15 protein-coding genes are annotated in these 17,678 nt (G+C 38.9%); 10 read left to right on the forward strand and 5 right to left on the reverse strand.

Annotated elements, in window-relative coordinates:
• Together H5185_RS15660 and H5185_RS15665 are read right to left on the reverse strand one after the other, a co-directional pair.
• On the reverse strand, positions 1-271 hold a 271-nt coding region (locus H5185_RS15660), incomplete at its 3' end, for an ATP-binding protein (protein ID WP_182742568.1).
• Positions 272-276: 5 nt separating this feature from the next.
• The gene (locus tag H5185_RS15665; protein ID WP_182742569.1) at positions 277-1,920 is read right to left on the reverse strand and encodes a DEAD/DEAH box helicase; all 1,644 of its coding nucleotides are present in this window, start codon (positions 1,918-1,920) and stop codon (positions 277-279) included.
• Positions 1,921-2,177: 257 nt separating this feature from the next.
• Between H5185_RS15665 and H5185_RS15670 the strand changes: the two genes are divergently transcribed.
• Genes H5185_RS15670 through H5185_RS15680 form a run of 3 tightly spaced genes read left to right on the forward strand, consistent with a single transcriptional unit; the run spans position 2,178 to position 7,420 of the window.
• On the forward strand, positions 2,178-3,134 hold the full coding sequence (locus H5185_RS15670) for a DUF4007 family protein (protein ID WP_182742570.1): 957 nt from the start codon (positions 2,178-2,180) through the stop codon (positions 3,132-3,134).
• The gene (locus tag H5185_RS15675; RefSeq protein ID WP_182742571.1) at positions 3,127-6,531 is read left to right on the forward strand and encodes a hypothetical protein; all 3,405 of its coding nucleotides are present in this window, start codon (positions 3,127-3,129) and stop codon (positions 6,529-6,531) included. Before H5185_RS15670 ends, H5185_RS15675 begins: the two co-directional genes overlap by 8 nt.
• Entirely contained in the window at positions 6,524-7,420 is an 897-nt protein-coding gene (locus H5185_RS15680) for a phosphoadenosine phosphosulfate reductase family protein (protein ID WP_182742572.1), read from the forward strand. The genes H5185_RS15675 and H5185_RS15680 overlap by 8 nt, the downstream gene beginning before the upstream one ends.
• Positions 7,421-7,433: 13 nt before the next feature.
• On the opposite strand, the gene H5185_RS15685 is transcribed toward H5185_RS15680, so the two are convergent.
• Entirely contained in the window at positions 7,434-8,555 is a 1,122-nt protein-coding gene (locus H5185_RS15685) for a cysteine desulfurase family protein (protein ID WP_182742573.1), read from the reverse strand.
• 559 nt (positions 8,556-9,114) lie between these two features.
• On the opposite strand from H5185_RS15685, the gene H5185_RS15690 reads away from it, so the two are divergent.
• A complete protein-coding gene (locus tag H5185_RS15690) occupies positions 9,115-10,410 on the forward strand; it encodes an amidohydrolase family protein (protein WP_182742574.1) in 1,296 nt (431 codons plus the stop codon).
• 185 nt (positions 10,411-10,595) lie between these two features.
• Here H5185_RS15690 and H5185_RS15695 read toward each other — a convergent pair whose 3' ends face one another.
• A complete protein-coding gene (locus H5185_RS15695) occupies positions 10,596-11,471 on the reverse strand; it encodes a CLCA_X family protein (protein WP_182742575.1) in 876 nt (291 codons plus the stop codon).
• Positions 11,472-11,988: 517 nt separating this feature from the next.
• Between H5185_RS15695 and H5185_RS15700 the strand changes: the two genes are divergently transcribed.
• The 6 genes from H5185_RS15700 to H5185_RS15725 all read left to right on the forward strand — a co-directional run bounded on the left by H5185_RS15700 (position 11,989) and on the right by H5185_RS15725 (position 16,777).
• Positions 11,989-12,309: a heavy metal-binding domain-containing protein gene (locus tag H5185_RS15700; RefSeq protein WP_124014792.1), complete on the forward strand. Its 321-nt coding sequence runs from the start codon at positions 11,989-11,991 to the stop codon at positions 12,307-12,309.
• 161 nt (positions 12,310-12,470) lie between these two features.
• Positions 12,471-12,929 (forward strand): DUF302 domain-containing protein, encoded by a 459-nt coding sequence (locus tag H5185_RS15705; RefSeq protein WP_182742576.1) that lies wholly within the window; start codon positions 12,471-12,473, stop codon positions 12,927-12,929.
• An 80-nt stretch (positions 12,930-13,009) separates the two neighbouring features.
• Positions 13,010-13,717: an SDR family oxidoreductase gene (locus tag H5185_RS15710; protein ID WP_182742577.1), complete on the forward strand. Its 708-nt coding sequence runs from the start codon at positions 13,010-13,012 to the stop codon at positions 13,715-13,717.
• Between the two features lie 567 nt (positions 13,718-14,284).
• Positions 14,285-15,115, forward strand: coding sequence for an EAL domain-containing protein (locus H5185_RS15715; RefSeq protein ID WP_124014790.1), 831 nt, complete (start codon positions 14,285-14,287; stop codon positions 15,113-15,115).
• 255 nt (positions 15,116-15,370) lie between these two features.
• Positions 15,371-16,231, forward strand: a complete 861-nt coding sequence (locus tag H5185_RS15720) for a DMT family transporter (protein ID WP_124014789.1) — start codon at positions 15,371-15,373, stop codon at positions 16,229-16,231.
• Positions 16,232-16,423: 192 nt separating this feature from the next.
• Positions 16,424-16,777: a YkgJ family cysteine cluster protein gene (locus H5185_RS15725; RefSeq protein ID WP_124014788.1), complete on the forward strand. Its 354-nt coding sequence runs from the start codon at positions 16,424-16,426 to the stop codon at positions 16,775-16,777.
• A gap of 210 nt (positions 16,778-16,987) precedes the next feature.
• On the opposite strand, the gene H5185_RS15730 is transcribed toward H5185_RS15725, so the two are convergent.
• The coding region (locus H5185_RS15730) for a mechanosensitive ion channel family protein (RefSeq protein ID WP_182742578.1) at positions 16,988-17,678 on the reverse strand (691 nt) is incomplete at its 5' end.

The raw sequence follows: 17,678 nt of genomic DNA on the forward strand, positions 1-17,678 counted from the left end.
TATGGTTACCACCACCAAATTGCATAGCAATTCGTAATGTTTCAGGCGACATACCTATACCGTTATCCCAAAGAGTAATTGCATCAACAGTGTAAGGTGTTCTTTTCCCTCCGACACCACTCTGAGTTTCAATAAAACCTAACTCCACGCGCGTAGCTTTAGCTTGTAAACTATTATCGATTAGCTCAGCTAAGGCATATGCTGTATTGGTGTATCCATTATCTCTCAGTGATTCAATTACGGTACCAGCATTTAGGAATCTGTTTTCCATTTCATTTAATCCTTTTCAATCCACATATCGTTCCAATACCCAAAAGCGATACTTATACTTTGAAATTCTGGAATATTGTCCATAACTGTATAAATATTACACTCATTATTTCCACCACTCTTAATACCCCGCATTGCTCTGCCTGCCATTTGCAAATACTGAACAAGAGAATTCATTGGTTTAGCTATTATTGTTACGTTGGTTTTTGGTGCGTCAAAACCTGCTGTTAATACGTTAAAATTAACGAGAACTTGAATCTCACTGTTTTTATATTGTTCAATTTTGGCACGTCGACTACTTGCAGAATCATTTTTACTATCTATAGAAGCTGCATTAATACCTTGATAGTTGAGCGCCATAGAAAGATTCACACCGTGTTCCACGGTACAAGCAAATACAATTATTTGAGATTGCTTTTCGCACTCCTCAATAATCGTATTGACAATTTGCCTATTCCGCTCAACATTGTCTGCAAGCGTCTTCATTGTTTCTGCACCACCAGCATCTCTTAACTCATAAGCTGTGATCGCTGAAGAATCATATGTTAAAGGTTTGAAATTCGCTTTAGCCAAATATCCTTTTTCCACTAAATAATCAATTGGAGATAAATATCCTGATACCCGCATTGATACTTTAACGTTATTAAAAAAACTAGAAAGTAAAGCATCCTCATCAGACAGGCCATCAGGAGAGTAACTCCGGCCAGGTGTAGCCGTTAACCCAATTAAATCAGCATGAAATTCAGGGTTTAATATAAAATCATTAATTACTTCTTTAAACATTGGGGCAACAGCCTTGTGTGCTTCATCAAAAATTACTAATGTTACCTTTTTACACAGTTCGCTATATAGAAGTTTGATATTTCGTGCATTACTACTTCTTAAGCTTAGAAACTTATGGAGACCACCAACAACAAATCCAGAATCAATCCCGCCTAAACTTTCATCTGCTGTAGAGTAAAAGCCATAAAGAGTGGTAGGTCGGTTACCGAGTGACTGCCATGCTTTAGAGAATTCATTAAATGCTTGTGAACAAAGCTCTTCTCTATCAGCAAGCCACAGTACGACATTTTTACTATCCTGACGTAAATGCTCTGACGCAATATTCATTGCGGTACGAGTTTTCCCTGCACCTGTTGGCAGATGCAAAAGCACTCTATTACAGCCGTTATTTAATTTAGTGAATACTTGTTGTGATATATCCTGCTGATATGGATACAGCGAATAATTTGGTTCGATTCGTGAAATACCTGATAAAAGGCTTTTTTGTTCAACTTGACTTACATATAAAGCATTTAATCCTAAACGAGACGCAAAGTGATATGGATTTATTTCTGACCAAGATATCGCTGCATCATAATGTTTAGCTTTAACTTGTGTTTGATCAATTTCAAATTCAGGAAATAATTCAATAAATAATTGCGGGGACAGACGCTCAATCAATTGTTTTCGAAGAGACTCTTCAAACAAAAAGTTTACTTTTTTTGCACTAGCAACTAATGCAACTAACTTTTGCTTATTATAATGATTTACGCTTTCACTTAACTGATGCTTGTCTGAATCTATAGCAAGAGCAAAATTTATAGCGTCCAGCGGTAAAAAGCTTAAAAGTTCATCTTGAGAAAAATTTGCTAATATTTTTGTTAACATCATAATCCTTTATTCTTCGGCAGCTAGGTGCTAAATCAATTCCTTGTCGATTAAAGCAAGACCCCTTATAACAATAAACAACATATTTGTTCTTTGCATTCATGAATTTACCGTATTGACAAGTTTACTACAACAAAAAAATAATTTAAAAAAAAGCACTGTGCAAATGAACAGTCTTTAGGATAAAGTTCTTTCGTTATATTCAAAATCAGGCTAGTATCGCCTCTGGACAATTTCTCCAGAGGCACTAATAAGCGATGAAAGCTAAGTTTACAGGTCATGACACTTTCCCTCTGCGCTATGGATGGCTATTCAAGGCAGTTAATCATTTGAATTCAAATGGTAAATTTTCAAGTTCTGATGAAGACAGTATTCGTCAATCGATAGTCGAACTTGGTGTTGGTAAAAATATGGTTAAAGCTATTCAGTATTGGGCTGAAGCTTCTAACGTGATTCATTCTGAACGATCAAATAATTCATTTACTCATGCTGTGTCACAAAATGGCGAATATCTTTTTGGTGGTGAAAGCTTGGAGGATGGAAGAGATCCTTATCTAGAACTGCCTGGTTCAATTTGGTTAGTTCATTTCTGGTTAAATTTTAATGTTGAACATTTGACGGCTTACCGTTACTTTTTTAATTTCGCAAATGTGCAACATTTTGAAAAAACAAAGCTAATCGCTGATTGTTTTGAAGATGCAAAGAAACTCGTTGATAGTGAACTAGGTAATATATCTACTATCAAGAAAGATATTGACTGCTTTTTGAATACCTATAGTAAAAAACTCAAAGCTACTCCATCGAAAAAAAGTATCAGCATAGATGAAGATCATTTTATTTCACCTTTGTCTGAATTAAATTTGATACAAGACAACGGTGGCGGTTTTTACATTAGCAATCTATCTGAACGTCCTGAACTGCCGATTGAAATATTTACTTATGCTCTACTTGAGTTTTTTAAAACTGAAACAGTAGACTCTAAAGTTAGCACTGTTGATTTCGACTCATTATTAAGTAAACCCTGTTCACCCGGTCGAATATTCCGGTTGTCTGAATCTGGATTAGGGCAAAAACTCGATGAAGTTCAGGGTTTTACTGATAACAATATTTCGTGGGTCGATTCATTAGGGTTAAGGCAAGTCAACGTTTCTGAATATGCAAAGACCAATAGCACTCACTATTTGAATCAATATTATGGCACTAAAAATGACTGAATCACTCATAACTATCAACCAACGTTATAAAAGCTCTACCCGTATTGATGGTGATAGCGAAGATTTACGGTCCTTTATTGACGATTTTATTCTTCATGGTACTGCCGTTAATGTGCTTGATACGGTCAGTCGCGAATACGACGCTAATGCACAAAGGGTATATACCATTACAGGGCCTTATGGCTCTGGTAAATCTACCGTCGCGTTATTTTTATCATGTTTATTATCTACTGATACTAAGTTACGCGAGTACGCTACGGCAAAGTTACAATCATCACCTGTCCTTTTGTCTGAATTCCAGAAAAGATTTGCAATCAATATTGGTTGGAAAACTGTTAAACATGTTTGTGGTTTAGAGTCACCTGCAAACAGCATTTTACAAAGTTTATATATTGCACTTGATATAACTCACGATGTGAATAAAATTGCAGACTTAACTGACGATGAATGTCTTTCTGAAATTAAATTGGTTCTGTCTTCAACGCAAAGTAATGATGATGGCGTATTAATTTTACTCGATGAAATGGGCAAGGCTTTAGATTATCAATCACGCGCTAATAAGGACTTACATTTATTCCAAGCATTAGCTGACGTAGTTCAACAAGCTAATCGCCCTGTATTGATGATCGGTTTCTTACATCAAGCTTTTTCTGATTACGCTAAAAATAAAGATGCTAAAACTCAGCAAGAATGGAGCAAAGTTCAGGGGCGCTATCGAGATCTTAGTTTTAATCCATCAATTGACGAATCATTAATCCTCGTTGGTGACTCTATAACTCGATCAGCTGAAATTTCTTCAAAAATAGAAAGCAAGTATTCAAAGTTAGTAAATGTCGTCAGCAGTACTTTCGCGAATCAAAATCGGAATGTTGGTGCATTAACCGATACTCTGCCACTTGACCCTATCGTCAGTTTACTTTTAGGCCCTGTTTCAAGACGCCGCTTCTCACAAAATGAGCGCAGCTTATTCGGTTTTCTTGCATCACATGAAAAGTATGGTTTTCGTGAGTTCCTAGAAGATAACTATACGCAACCTCAAGATGACCTAGTTTTATACAGGCCAGAAATGTATTGGGATTACCTTCACCATAATTTGCATCACTTAATTGTTACATCGCATGATAGTAAGGCTTGGTTGGAAGGTTGTGATGCGATTTATCGCGCAGAGCAAAAAGCAGAAGGTAGTGAGCTACATGTTTCTATAACTAAGGTTATTTCGTTACTGACGATATTTGGTTTTCATCATCAATTACATGCTAAAAAAGATTTTTTAAAGAAATACTTTGTAAATCGCGGTTATAAAAATACAGAAATAGCTAAAGCTTTAGATGATTTGCAAACATGGACTGTCATTATTTACCGACAGAAACATGATGCTTTGTTTGTTTTCCAAGGTAGTGATATCGATATCAACACATTGATAAGTGAGCGTGTTGAAGCCGTTAGTCAGGGTGTTGATTGGACTAGCGTTTGTGACTTACCGCAAAATATATTAGCGACAGCACACTATCACAAAACAGGAACAATGCGATGGGCAACAACCAAGCTCATCAATAAAGTCGAAAAGTCGTTACTTGAACAGCTTTGTTCTGAACCGAAAACAGGCGAAGCTTTCCTTACTTTTGTCTTATCGGTATCACCCGATGTGACGCAAAAATTTAAAGAAATTGCATCAGACTTAAGCCATTGCGTTATCGGTGAGTATGACGATTTTAGCATTTTACAAACAGCAGCAATTGAGCTGATAGCACTTAAGCAAATCCTTAAAGATGAGCAGAAAATTACACATGACTTGATCGCCAAGAACGAGTTAGAAAACCGCATCATCTTTGCTCAACAAAATGTAGAAAAAGAACTGCAACATATATACAAAAATGCACAGTGGACGCATTGGGATAACCCATTACCGCCCTCATCTCCTCTTACTTCATTAGCGTCTGTGATAGCAGAAGAAATCTATCACAAAGCACCAATTGTAATTAATGAATTAGTTAACCGCTCTAAACCTTCTGGTAGTGCAAACAGTGCCATTCGTAAATTGATGAATGCAATGTTTGTAAATGGAAACCAAAAAGATTTAGGCTTCGATGAAAATAGCTTCCCTCCAGAGAAAGGCTTATATCTATCCTGCTTAAAGAGCAAAGGTTGGCATAACTATACTCCTGAAGGTTATTTATTCCCCAAAGCATGGAGTAAAGAAACCAAAGATGCTAATCCAAAGATGCATGCACTTTGGCAGGATGGTTTTACTTTTATTAAAGAGAACTCAACCACAGCACATGTTTCCATCGCACAGTTATATGAACGTTGGATGTTGCCACCTTTTGGTTTAACAACCGGACTTTGTCGTATCTATGGACTAGCGTTGTTAAAGTCACTGGAAGGACAGATTGCATTTTATGATTGGGATTCTACAAATCAGTTTATTTTTATTCCTGAATTAGATGAGGAACTGGTTAATAAAATCTATAAGCATCCACATGAAGCTGCTGTACGATACTTTGAAATATCAGATATTCAGAGTCATTTGTTAGAGAATTTAGCTCAAGCTACAATCGGAAATGCTAAGACTGACAGTGCTATTTTGAATATAGCTAAGCACATTGTTGGAATAGTTCATAAGCTACCATCTTGGGTTAAAAAAACCAGCGGCGAGAGCTTTAGCGGCAGCCAACAAAATGGCTTAACTAAAGAAGCAAGAGACTTTAGAAACAAAGTTATTGGTGCGAGCGATCCGTTTAAGCTTATCTTAGAAGATTTACCTGCTGTCTTTGGTTTTGATAAAAATGACCCAGCTTTAGAAGATCAATTGGGTTATAAGCTGAGAACGGCAATTGAAGATTTAAGTGCTCAAAATGATATTTTATATAACGGATTCAGACAAATAATCATTGATACATTAGGTGAAGAATTTAATAACAATCTTAAAACACGTTGCGAATTTGTTGAGGGTATAGCTAAGCGACCTAATGTCAAAGAGCTTGCTAAACGAATAGGCCAGTGCATTAATAATCCTAGTAAATTTGAATTTGTTATTAATCTTGCAACGGGTGCGCCAGAGCGTAATTGGACCGATAAACATCTTCGTAACGGCTTAGATGAATTACAGAACTTATGTGTTCAATTTAGACGTATTGAATCATTTGGTAATTTACAAACCAAAGGTAGTTCAAAACCTTTGGCATTCATCACCACCAATAGTGAAGGTAAGCATCAAGAATTTGGTGGTTTTATACAGTACGATTTAGAAATGGATAGCGACGTTTTGCAAGTTGTAGAAAAAATAAAGTCGTCTTTCTCTGATTTATCTAAAGAGAAACAATTGGCCGCTTTAACTAACTTGCTAACAAATTTGATGGAACAAAGTGAAAGCGGAACAGAGGTTGTTAATGACTGAAAAAGTTAAACATGTTCTAGGGTTGTCTGGTGGCAAAGACAGTAGCGCCTTAGCATTATTTGTCAAAGAAACGTATCCAGAATTAGAGGTTGAATACTTCTTTACTGATACAGGCTACGAGTTGCCAGAAACCAACGAGTTTATTGATCAGCTTGAAGAAAAGCTGGGGTATATTCACCGTTTAAATGCACGATCATTGAACAATATTGAAGGTCGTGGCGAAAAAGACTTTGCTCACTTGTTAAAAGAGCATGGTAACTACCTGCCCTCACAGCGTGATCGCTGGTGTACCGTGCAAATGAAACTAAAACCATTTGAACAATGGTTAGATAGTTTTATTAGTGATGGTTATAAGATTAAAAACTACGTCGGAATTCGAGCTGACGAGCCAGAAAGAACGGGATACATGACCATAGAGAAACCTATTGAGTCTGTATTTCCTTTCAGAGAACATGGCATTGTTAGAAGTGATATTGAAAATATCCTTCAACGTAATGGATTAGAGCTTCCTGAATATTACAAGTGGCGCTCACGTTCGGGTTGTACTTTTTGCTTCTATCAACGAAAAATTGAATGGGTAAAGCTGATGGAAAAGCACCCTACATTATTTGAAGAAGCAAAAGCTTTTGAGAAAGGTGATGACAACAATAGCACTACAGGTGAGCGCTTTTATTGGATGGGCCAAGGTCAACCTCTTGAAACTTTAGAAGATCCAGAAGTACAGAAACGTATCATTGAAAACCATGAGAAAAAGGTCGCTCGTTTTAATAAAAAGAAACGTAGTAACGCTTTATTAGGTGATTTCGGTGGTGTATGTAATTTTGGTGAACTAGACGACATATACGATGAAGCCGAAGGTGGCGGAGCGTGTGTAACCTGTTACAAATAAATAAAAAAAGCGACTATCTAGTCGCTTTTTTTACAGCTTTGATAAATATATCAATTTGTTCAAATGTCACATCAAGTGCAAAACTTAATCTAATAGTATCTTCAGCTTGTTCACGCGTTAAACCTAAAGATGTTAATACATGCGAAGCTTCAATTTCTTTTGAAGAACAAGCTGAACCTTGAGCTAAACTAATTCTCTGATCATTATCTCTGATCATTAACGCTACGTTGGTATTCAATAGTGTTAAGGACAAACAATGAGGTAAAGCTTTAGTTTGGCCATTTATGTTAAAGCCAATCCCTTCATTAATGAGCCCTTCAATTAAGTACTCTTTTATGCGCATTTCAGAAAACGATTGGTAATATTTCGGGAATAAATCAATCGCGGTGCCATAACCAATAATCAACGGCGCAGCAATTGTTCCGCCTCTCAAACCTTGCTCTTGGCCAGCGCCGTGAATAACTGGCAAAAGTTTCCTGTGGCGTAAATCTCGAATGTAGATCGCGCCAGTGCCTTTTGGGCCACCTACTTTGTGAGCGGAAAATGACATGACATCTATATTAAAATCATCGACATCGATCTCTGTTTTCCCATAACTCTGGGCTGCATCTGAATGGAATAGAACATTGTTTTCAGAGCATAATTTACCAATTTCACCAATCGGATTAATTGTGCCTAATTCGTTATTGACGTGCATTATTGACACTAATGCCGTTTTTTCGTTAATGGCATCCTTAACATCATTAGGGCAAATAATGCCATCTACATTAGGTTTGATGTAAGTAACGTCAAAACCAATCGATTTAAAATAATCACATATCGCTAATACGCACTTGTGCTCAATGGTGGATGTGATTATATGGGTTTTTCCTGCTGGGATGTCACCACTTAACAGCAAGCTTTTAAAAGCGATGTTATTTGATTCCGTTGCGCCACTAGTAAACACAATTTCACTTGGATAAGCACCGATTGAATCAGCTAGTTTTTCTCTTACTTGATCAATTTCCTTTTGGACAATAGAGCCCATCAAATGACTGGATGCTGAATTTGCATAAAATGTCTCAAAAGCATTCATCAGAGAAATTTTAACTTCAGGCAATAGAGGATATGAGGCTGCGGTATCAAAGTAGATCATACTAGTATTTATCGATAAGTTATTTGTAAAAATATTAACACAAGTTGAACTCTACAATTATGAAAAATTCAATAAAATACAACAATCCATAGCATAATCTTGGTATTTTCTTGAAGAACCATCACTTGTTTTGCTTAGCAACCCCTTGTCCTAAAGGTTCAAAATACTCCATCGTAACTTGATTTATTCACACCTATGCCAGCCAATGAAACCATGAACACCTTTGCGAGATTGAAGCTGGTTCTGGATAAGTCTGATTTGGTATAAATAATATATTTTTAGTAATAAATCACTCTTTATCAAGCCACTCTCGAGTGGCTTTTTTATGGGTTTTATCTCAGCATTAACACTCGCTTCATCATGCTAAAACCGCTCACCCGATAACTATCAGCTAATACAAATTGATACATAAAATAACTACGATTAAATTTAACAAGTGGTTAATATAATTTAGCCCTCATCATTGATTTTTTGCACCGCTAACCTCAGTTCTGACCCTTATTGGTTCAATTAATAATGAAATGCATAACAATAACAACACAGGATTTTAAAAATAACTATGCCTTTAAAAAACAATAAGATTAATGCAATTTCATTCTCCCTTAGCCTAATTTTAGGTACCACTTTTATTACTCCGGCGTTTGCCCAAGACACCTTGATTTTGGCCGATGCCTATATCGATGTAGCTAAAGGAAAAAGCGTTGATAATGCAGCGATAATTATCTCTAACAATCACATCGTTAAGGTTACCACCGCGGCAAACATTACGAATAACGCCGATTACAGCTTGATTGATCTTAAAGGTAAAACGCTGGTGCCTGGTGTGATGGACATGCATGTGCATTTATCTGGCGATGCTGAAGATAATTTTTTAGAGTCGATGAATTATTCAGTACCAAGACAGACTGTTAAAGCGGTTAAAAATGCTCAGAAAACCTTGCTCGCAGGCTTTACCACAGTGCGAGACTTAGGTGCATCTGGCTATTCAGTGATTGCCACCCGAGATGGAATAGATGCTGGCGATATTCCGGGTCCACGTATTTGGGCCGTAGGCCATGCAATTGGTATCACCGGCGGACATTGCGATGATAATTTCCCTGCTCCAGAAGCCCATGCTAAAGCTCAAGGTGTTGCCGACGGTCCTTTGGAAGTGCGTACCAAAGTACGTGAAAACATAAAATACGGTGCCAATGCGATTAAAGTCTGTGCCACTGGCGGAGTTTTTTCTAAAGGTACTCAAGTCGGTGCGCAACAAATGACTTACGAAGAACTAAAATCTGCCGCAGATGAAGCGCATATGCGCGGCCTTGTTATCGCCGCCCATGCACATGGCACTAGTGGCATTAAAGATGCGATACGCGCGGGTATCGATAGTATTGAGCATTGTAGTTTTATGGACGATGAAGCCATTAAGATGGCAATAAAAGCAGGCACTTACTTGTCTTGCGATATCTATAACACCGAATACACCCTCGCCTATGGTGCCGCTAACGGCGTACCAGAAGCCAATATCAATAAAGAAAAGCAGGTGTCACAAGCCCAGCGTGACAGCTTTAGAAAAGCCGTTAAGGCAGGCGCTAAGATGGTGTTTGGTTCAGATGCGGCGATTTATCCCCATGGAGACAATGGTAAGCAATTTTCACGCATGGTCACCTTTGGTATGACGCCAGTTCAAGCGCTTCAGGCTGCAACCATAAATAGTGCCGCCTTGATAAAACAAGACAACTTAGGTCAAATTAAAGCAGGATTCTTGGCTGATATTATTGCTGTTGATGGCAATCCGCTAGATAACATTAGCTTGATGGAAAACGTCACTTTTGTTATGAAAGATGGCGTTGTGTACAAAAAGCGTTAAGGCATTAGCTAACCGCTATTGGTTATGTCACAGCCCGATTGGCTTGGATAGCTTTAGCAATCAAATACCAAGGCCTATCTTAAACGCTAGGCCTTTTTTATATCTAACAGATAGACCGTCAGATCTCAAAAGCATGTCAATTCGTTCAATCATTAGCTGGTTCAAGTCTTTTTATCTATCCCTGGCTATACATTAAGCGCTGGCTGACTGTCCCGATTGTGTTTATCAAACGCTAACCCTAAGGGTTCGAAATAGGCCAATAGTGCTTGATAGATTTCACGGCGGTGTTGGGTATCTGGGTAAGCACCATGTTTGGCTAAAGGTGAGTTAATCGTGCTGTTAACTAGGTATGGATTAGATATTTCGGCATTAGCCTGTGAGTACATTTCAATACTGGCTTCGAATGCGCGCGCCATCATTTCGGTTGGTTTGGCAAAGTAATGACAAGCTTGCAGTTTATCTAACGCGATTGACCGTCTCACATACTCGTGTGGCTCTTGGCCATTGGTGTTTAAAAAAGTGATTTCAAATAGCTTAGATAATTGTTGGTTCAGTGGATGAGCAACTAATGCTTTGTCTGCAAGCCAATGGTCGGTAGCACATGCATACCGGTTAGCCGGACTCATGTACTCATCTTGGCTCAGTAGAGTGTCATCAACAAACATTTTGTCGGCTATGTAATGATCGAACGCATGCCAAAACTCATGAGCTAACGATCCTGCGCCGGCATTTTTGGCTAACGCCAGTTCTCGATATGCTGGTGAATAGTGTGCCTGCACGCCCTTTTGGCCGCCATGGCCAAAGGCAAATCGTAAACTGCCGCGCAAACCAATTAGCTCTGGTGGTACGCAAAGTATATTGGCCAGATCGGCTAATGAGTCAAATATCAAGTTAGCCGCTAATGCCGACTCCTCGCGATTAACCCATTTGCCCACTCTTATGTGCTGTAAACCAAAGGTGTGCTTGATATCTAAAAAGCTCACCGAATCACCATTGCGATAATCGGGACCAATTCGCTCAAAATGACGCTGATGATTTAATAATGAATGATGTGAAGCCAAACAAACCTCTATTACACGAAAGCGATTATAAACACGTTTACAAAAAAACGAATGCTGAACTCAGTGGGTAATTATGCCATGTTTAACGCCATCAACCGTGCAATAAAAAGGCTAATGGTGGTAAAAGTCTCCTTGGCGCAACCTCATCCACCAGTATGCGATAAGCATTTTTATTCAGCTTTATGCAAAAATAAAAGTATTACCCTCGGTAAATTTTTAACCTTTATTCATTTAAATGCTTATTTAATCAAAATAAGGCTAAACAGATTAAATTAAAAGCACTGCATAATCACCGAGTTTATTTTACTCTTCTATTAAGTGGTCCATTAAGAACCGATTAAGTGGCTTAGTACGGCCACCAGCACTTAATGGATCGTATACGTTACGACTGTTTATGACGATATGCGCCTAAAGAGTAAGCCGGTGTATTTGGGGCATCTTAAGTATCGCTCATTGAATGTCTATTTAACCCTGTTCACAGTACAGTGGTTTAAGCGCAATTTTTTATGGAGGATTTATGATTTATACCACAACAGAAACCATTCCTGGTCGGGATATTATCGAGATTGTCGGCATTGTAACGGGTAATGTTGTTCAATCTAAACATATTGGCCGAGATATTATGGCTGGTTTAAAAAGCATTGTCGGCGGCGAAATCCGCGGTTACACCGAAATGTTAAGTGATGCCAGAGATGTCGCCATTGAGCGCTTAGTTGCTAGTGCAGCAGAAAAAGATGCCGATGCGATTGTGGGTATCCGCTTTACAACAAGCGCCATTATGGATGGGTCGTCGGAAATAATGGCTTTTGGTACCGCAGTAAAATTAGCGCCGCGCTGATAAATAGCTCGGTTACTTAACCTAAACTTAGCTCATATTAATATCGCTCGCGAAGAACAAAGGCTGAGATAAGTACTTTTCACCATCTTGTTAACCTGTTTGTTTGTCCGAGTTTAGGCTGCCATCTCACGAGTGATCAAACATAACTAATAGGTAATTTTATGATTAAAAATATTTCCTTAGCCCTTATCACCTTGATAGCCTCAACTCATGCCCTGGCGCTAGAAAGCCTTATTACTGTTGAAAGCCATTACTCGGCCAAAGAAACCGCTGATAGGTTTGAGTCGATTATAAAAGATAAAGGGTTTACGGTTTTTGCCAGAATAGATCATCAGAAAAATGCGGCAGGGGTTAATTTAACGCTAAGACCAACTGAAGTGATTGTGTTTGGCAACCCGAACATTGGCACTCAATTAATCCAGTGTAACCAACTGGCGGCAATTGACTTGCCCCAAAAGGCATTGATTAGTGAAGATGCCGATAATAAGGTTTGGCTGTCGTATAACAATCCGCAGTACCTTAAGCAGCGTCATAACATTGCAGGCTGCGATAAGGTTATGAGTAAAATAGCCGCCGCGCTCAATACATTAAGCATTGCTGCAACGTCCAAACCGCTATAATGTAGAATGATATTAATCAATAACTTATATAGCATATTTATCAGAAATGCTGCGTATAAGGATATATTTTGAGGTGTTAAATGAATAACCAAGTGGTATTAATTACAGGTGCAAATAGAGGCATTGGTTTGGCCTTAACTGAGCAATACCTTATTAACGGCTGTCGGGTTATTGCGACCTGTCGCGATGATGCCACAACGACTGAGCTAATGTCGTTACAGGGGCAGTTTGCTGATAAATTATTGATTGAATCAATGGATATCACATGCCCAGATACCATTCACCGTTTAGCCAATAATCTTTGCCAGCAAAATATTAGTATTAATTTAATCATTAATAATGCGGGCTATTTGGATCGCGATAATCACAGTATTCATGCTATCGATTATGCTGATGCTGAAATGTGCTTTAAAGTGAATGCGCTCGGGCCATTATTTTTAATCCATTGTTTATTATCCCTATTGAATAAAACACGTTTATGTAAAATCGCTATTATCTCATCGTCCAAAGGATCATTAACAGAACCACAAGGCGTCGATTGGTATGGTTACCGAATGTCTAAAGCCGCTGCCAATATGCTCGCGGTGAATTTATCTAAAGAACTTGTTGATGATAATGTTGCTGTGGTATCGGTTCATCCTGGCTGGGTTCAAACTGACATGGGCGGCAGCGCTGCACGGGTTAAAGTTAATGATTCTGCATTGGGGATTATAAAGGTGATTAACCAGTTATCGATTGCTAACACGGGTGAGTTTTACAATTTTAGCGGTGAGCAACTGCCGTTCTAATATCTGGCGGCTTGAATGTGTGGCTACTCAGCGTACTTTTTGCCTAATGTTTGCTTATTATTGAACGCGTATTATCAAGGCTGTTGGCTTTGTGGGCGGGTGCGATTAATCAATTTACCGCTTAATATGGTCGAGGATAAGTTTGAGGCTGTTTTTAGGTCGATAATAGTGGGCGTATTATGTTTTTTGACCATGATATTGAGGCTAATTTAACCGGTTACACTTAAATACAAAATAATATCCAGCGATATTTACTGCTGGCTTGCCTTACAGGTGTAAGTTGGTAAGATGTTGTTTTGATGACTGTATCGTTAATATCGTTATGATACTTTGGTATTAATAGGCATAGTTAGACAATATTAATTAAGTCGATAGTTACAATATTGACTACGACACAATGAAGATGTGTTTATCTTCTTCTTGCCGCATAGCGGCTTAATTCAACGAACACTTTAAGTTAATTTGTAACCTGCTGCATTTGTACTTTAATCAGTACGACGTTAAGCAAAACCTAGGTTGCGTTACTGCATAGCTTAAGCGGGCGTTATATTTAGTGAGGTTGCGATAATGGAAACAAAGCCGATAATTTATGACAGATTTTCTTGTAATAAATGTTTTGATAAAAGCAGCCTTGATTTTGATTTCACCATGGCTTTTCAGCCAATTATTAACTGTAAAACCAATACTATATTTGGCTATGAAGCATTAGTTCGCGGTTTACAAAATGAATCTGCTTTTTCCGTTATCGATCAAGTCAATGATGATAATCGTTATTTATTTGACCAGCTTTGCCGAGTGAAAGCCATCGCACTGGCTGCTAAGCTCAAACTAGACTCCATGCTTAGTATCAACTTTCTTCCCAATGCCATTTATAAACCTGAGCGCTGTATTCGAACCACCTTAGAAGCCGCGAAAGAGTATGGTTTTCCAACCAATAGAATCATGTTTGAATTTACTGAAAATGAGAACATCAGCGATACAGAATTTGTTAAGGGTATTGTTGAGTATTATAAAAAATCAGGATTTATCACCGCACTAGACGATTTTGGTTCTGGCTATGCCGGTTTGGGATTATTGGCTGATTTTCAAACCAACATCATAAAATTTGATATGAAGCTTATTCGTAATATCGACCAGGATAGTACCCGGCAAGCTATTATTAAAAATTGTGTCAACTTGTTTGCTGAGCTTAACATTACCTCGTTAGCCGAAGGCGTAGAAACCATCGAAGAAATGCTCTGGTTGCGCGATTCTGGAATTGACCTGATGCAGGGCTATTTGTTTGCAAAACCTGGCTTTGAGTGCCTACCGCAAGTTGATTTTGATGAAATATCCCGCTATGAAAGTAAAGCCAAACATTCCCACAAGCAAAGTTTACATGATGGTGCAGGTATATAAACCTCAGCTTAAGGGGTTAATATCATCATCCTTAGGCCGATTTTATTTAGCGATTACTGACTCGAGACAGTCATCGAGATAGTCACTAAGATACTACACCGCTAAGCGGGCTAACTTAAGGTTTTGACTGACGTTTATAAGCGTTTTATGCCCATTTCAACCAATTCATTTACCTATGTCTTTGCGTAATCCTGTATCATTGAGCGGTGCCAAACTCTTGGCCCCTTTCCCTCCCCTATGCTGGAAATATCATCGATGAAAACAGACGCTTTACGCGGCAAACTATTCTTATTACTGGCCACTATGCTTGCTGGTGTAGGCTGGATAGCCTCTAAACTTGTTATTTTACATATGCCTGGTGAGGTGTTTATTGCAGCTCGCTTTTTAATCGCCAGCCTGATTTTATTACCATTTTGCTATCAGCAGATTTTAGCCCTGCGAGGCAAACAGATTGCCGCGCTGTGTGGCGTTGGCCTTGTGTTAGCGGCATCGATTGAAGTATGGGTACATGCGATTACCATTTCAGATACCCTGTCTGAAGGCGCGTTTATCATGAGTTTAGCAATGATTATTGCGCCATTTATTTCTTGGCTATTATTCAAAGTAAGACCTAACCGCATGTTTTGGATAACGCTGCCTATAGCCTGCATTGGTATTATGTTATTGACCATCACAACGGGCTGGGAGGTGGATAACAGTCAATGGTTTTTCTTATTGTCGTCGGCCTTACTGTCATTACATTTTGTACTTAACAAGCGAGTTCTGACCAATATAAAGCCATTAACATCCATCTGCGTTCAATTATTTATGGTGGGGGTTGCTGGTAGTGTGATTATGGCGCTGGTGTCACCTGAGCATTTTGAACTCAATGGCCAGCTGTTCTTTTGGTTTGCAGTGTCCACTGTCATTGCCACCAGCGTGCGCTACCTGTTACAAACCCTTGGCCAGTTTAACGTTAAACTAGAAACGGCCTCATTGATCATGATTTTAGAACCCATTTGGACATTAATCTTGTCTATTAGCTTTCTTAATGAAGTGGTTGAGGTACAAAAGCTTATCGGTGGCGGAGTGATTCTGCTGTCACTGTTTATTTATATCAAATTTTCTAAAAAGTAGTTTTGATTAAAGGCGTTATGGCGCGCTCGGTTTATGTTAATCGGGCTCGGCTGCGCCTCACCTGTTATCAGCAAAGATTCGACTACCAATAACAGATACATTTACCAGTCTAGCCACTTAAACACCTTGCCGCTTTTAGTTCATTGGCGATGAGACTATAATGATGGGTAATCGCAAACCAATGAGTCATTAATGAACAGTAACATAGAGATAGTCGATCTTCTCCGCGAGCGTATTCCTTCATTTAAATGTGTGCCGGGTTGTCACGATTGCTGTGGCCCAGTAACGACCTCGTCTGAAGAAATGTCGCGCCTGCCAGTCAAAACGGCCGCAGAACATGAAGCCGCGCTAAATGAGTGGAACTGCGTATATTTAGGCCCTAATGGCTGTGAAGTGTATGAGGAACGCCCTTTGATATGCCGAGTATTTGGCACGACACCGCGTATGCCTTGCCCTGAAGGTCGTGGTCCTGAAAAGATGATTGACTCAAAAGTAGAAGCTCAGATCCATCACTATATTGCCAATACCCGCCAAGTGTTAGTGTAAGCGCATAGCAACATCTAGCCGATAATAGTCTGTAACAGCAGACGAAAACCCGGATTGACGCGTAATATTAATGTGGTCGTGAATAACACTGCTTACATAAGAGTTAGCCGCATTAAAGCTTAATGAAGTAGTATGACTCGCCTCAGTATGACACTGAGACTCGTCATGCTCTGCGGTGTGAATCATTACCGCCACAGAGTGTTAACTGGATTAGCCAAAGTGTTCTTGAAAAGCAATCATAAAGTCTTCTCTTATGAGCTGCTCTAAATGTATCGCGCGTTCAGTGGGGCAAAAAATCATAATATGTACATTCTGCTCACCATTTATGCCGCTGGTAATATGAATGTGTGGTTCACTGCCCGGTAAATCGACACCGGCGTGTTTTTCTATCACGCTATTGTAGCGCTTGGCCACTTCAATAAAATCTTCACAATGCTGTTCTATTTGACGAGTGAGTCCAGGAAACAGCGGATACAGGTTAACAAACTGCACCAGAGTAATAGTAATATTATGATAAACGTAACGTTTCATAAAATTAAGGTTTTTAACCGCATAGGTAAAAAACATACTATTTGGCAGCGTGGCGGTTTTACCTGTGTAATGGTATTGGCCTTGGTCCAGATCAATCTCTTGGATCACTGTGGCCATTAAGTTATGTTCTATCACTTCACCGTATATCTTACCCACTTCAATCCAATCACCAATCACAAATGAGCGTGAACTCGCGCGTTGTATTGAGCCGGTAAAACACAGAATAATCTCTTTTGAGGCGATGACTAAAGCAATTGCGATGGCTGTTACTGACAATGCAAATTTGCTGACTTCGGTCTGCCAAAGTACAAATAACACCACCAATATTAAGATAAATGTGCCATTTTTAGTACGCGACATCCATTTGCGT

This window comes from Shewanella sp. SG44-6 (genome assembly GCF_014164185.1).
Lineage (GTDB): Bacteria > Pseudomonadota > Gammaproteobacteria > Enterobacterales > Shewanellaceae > Shewanella > Shewanella vesiculosa.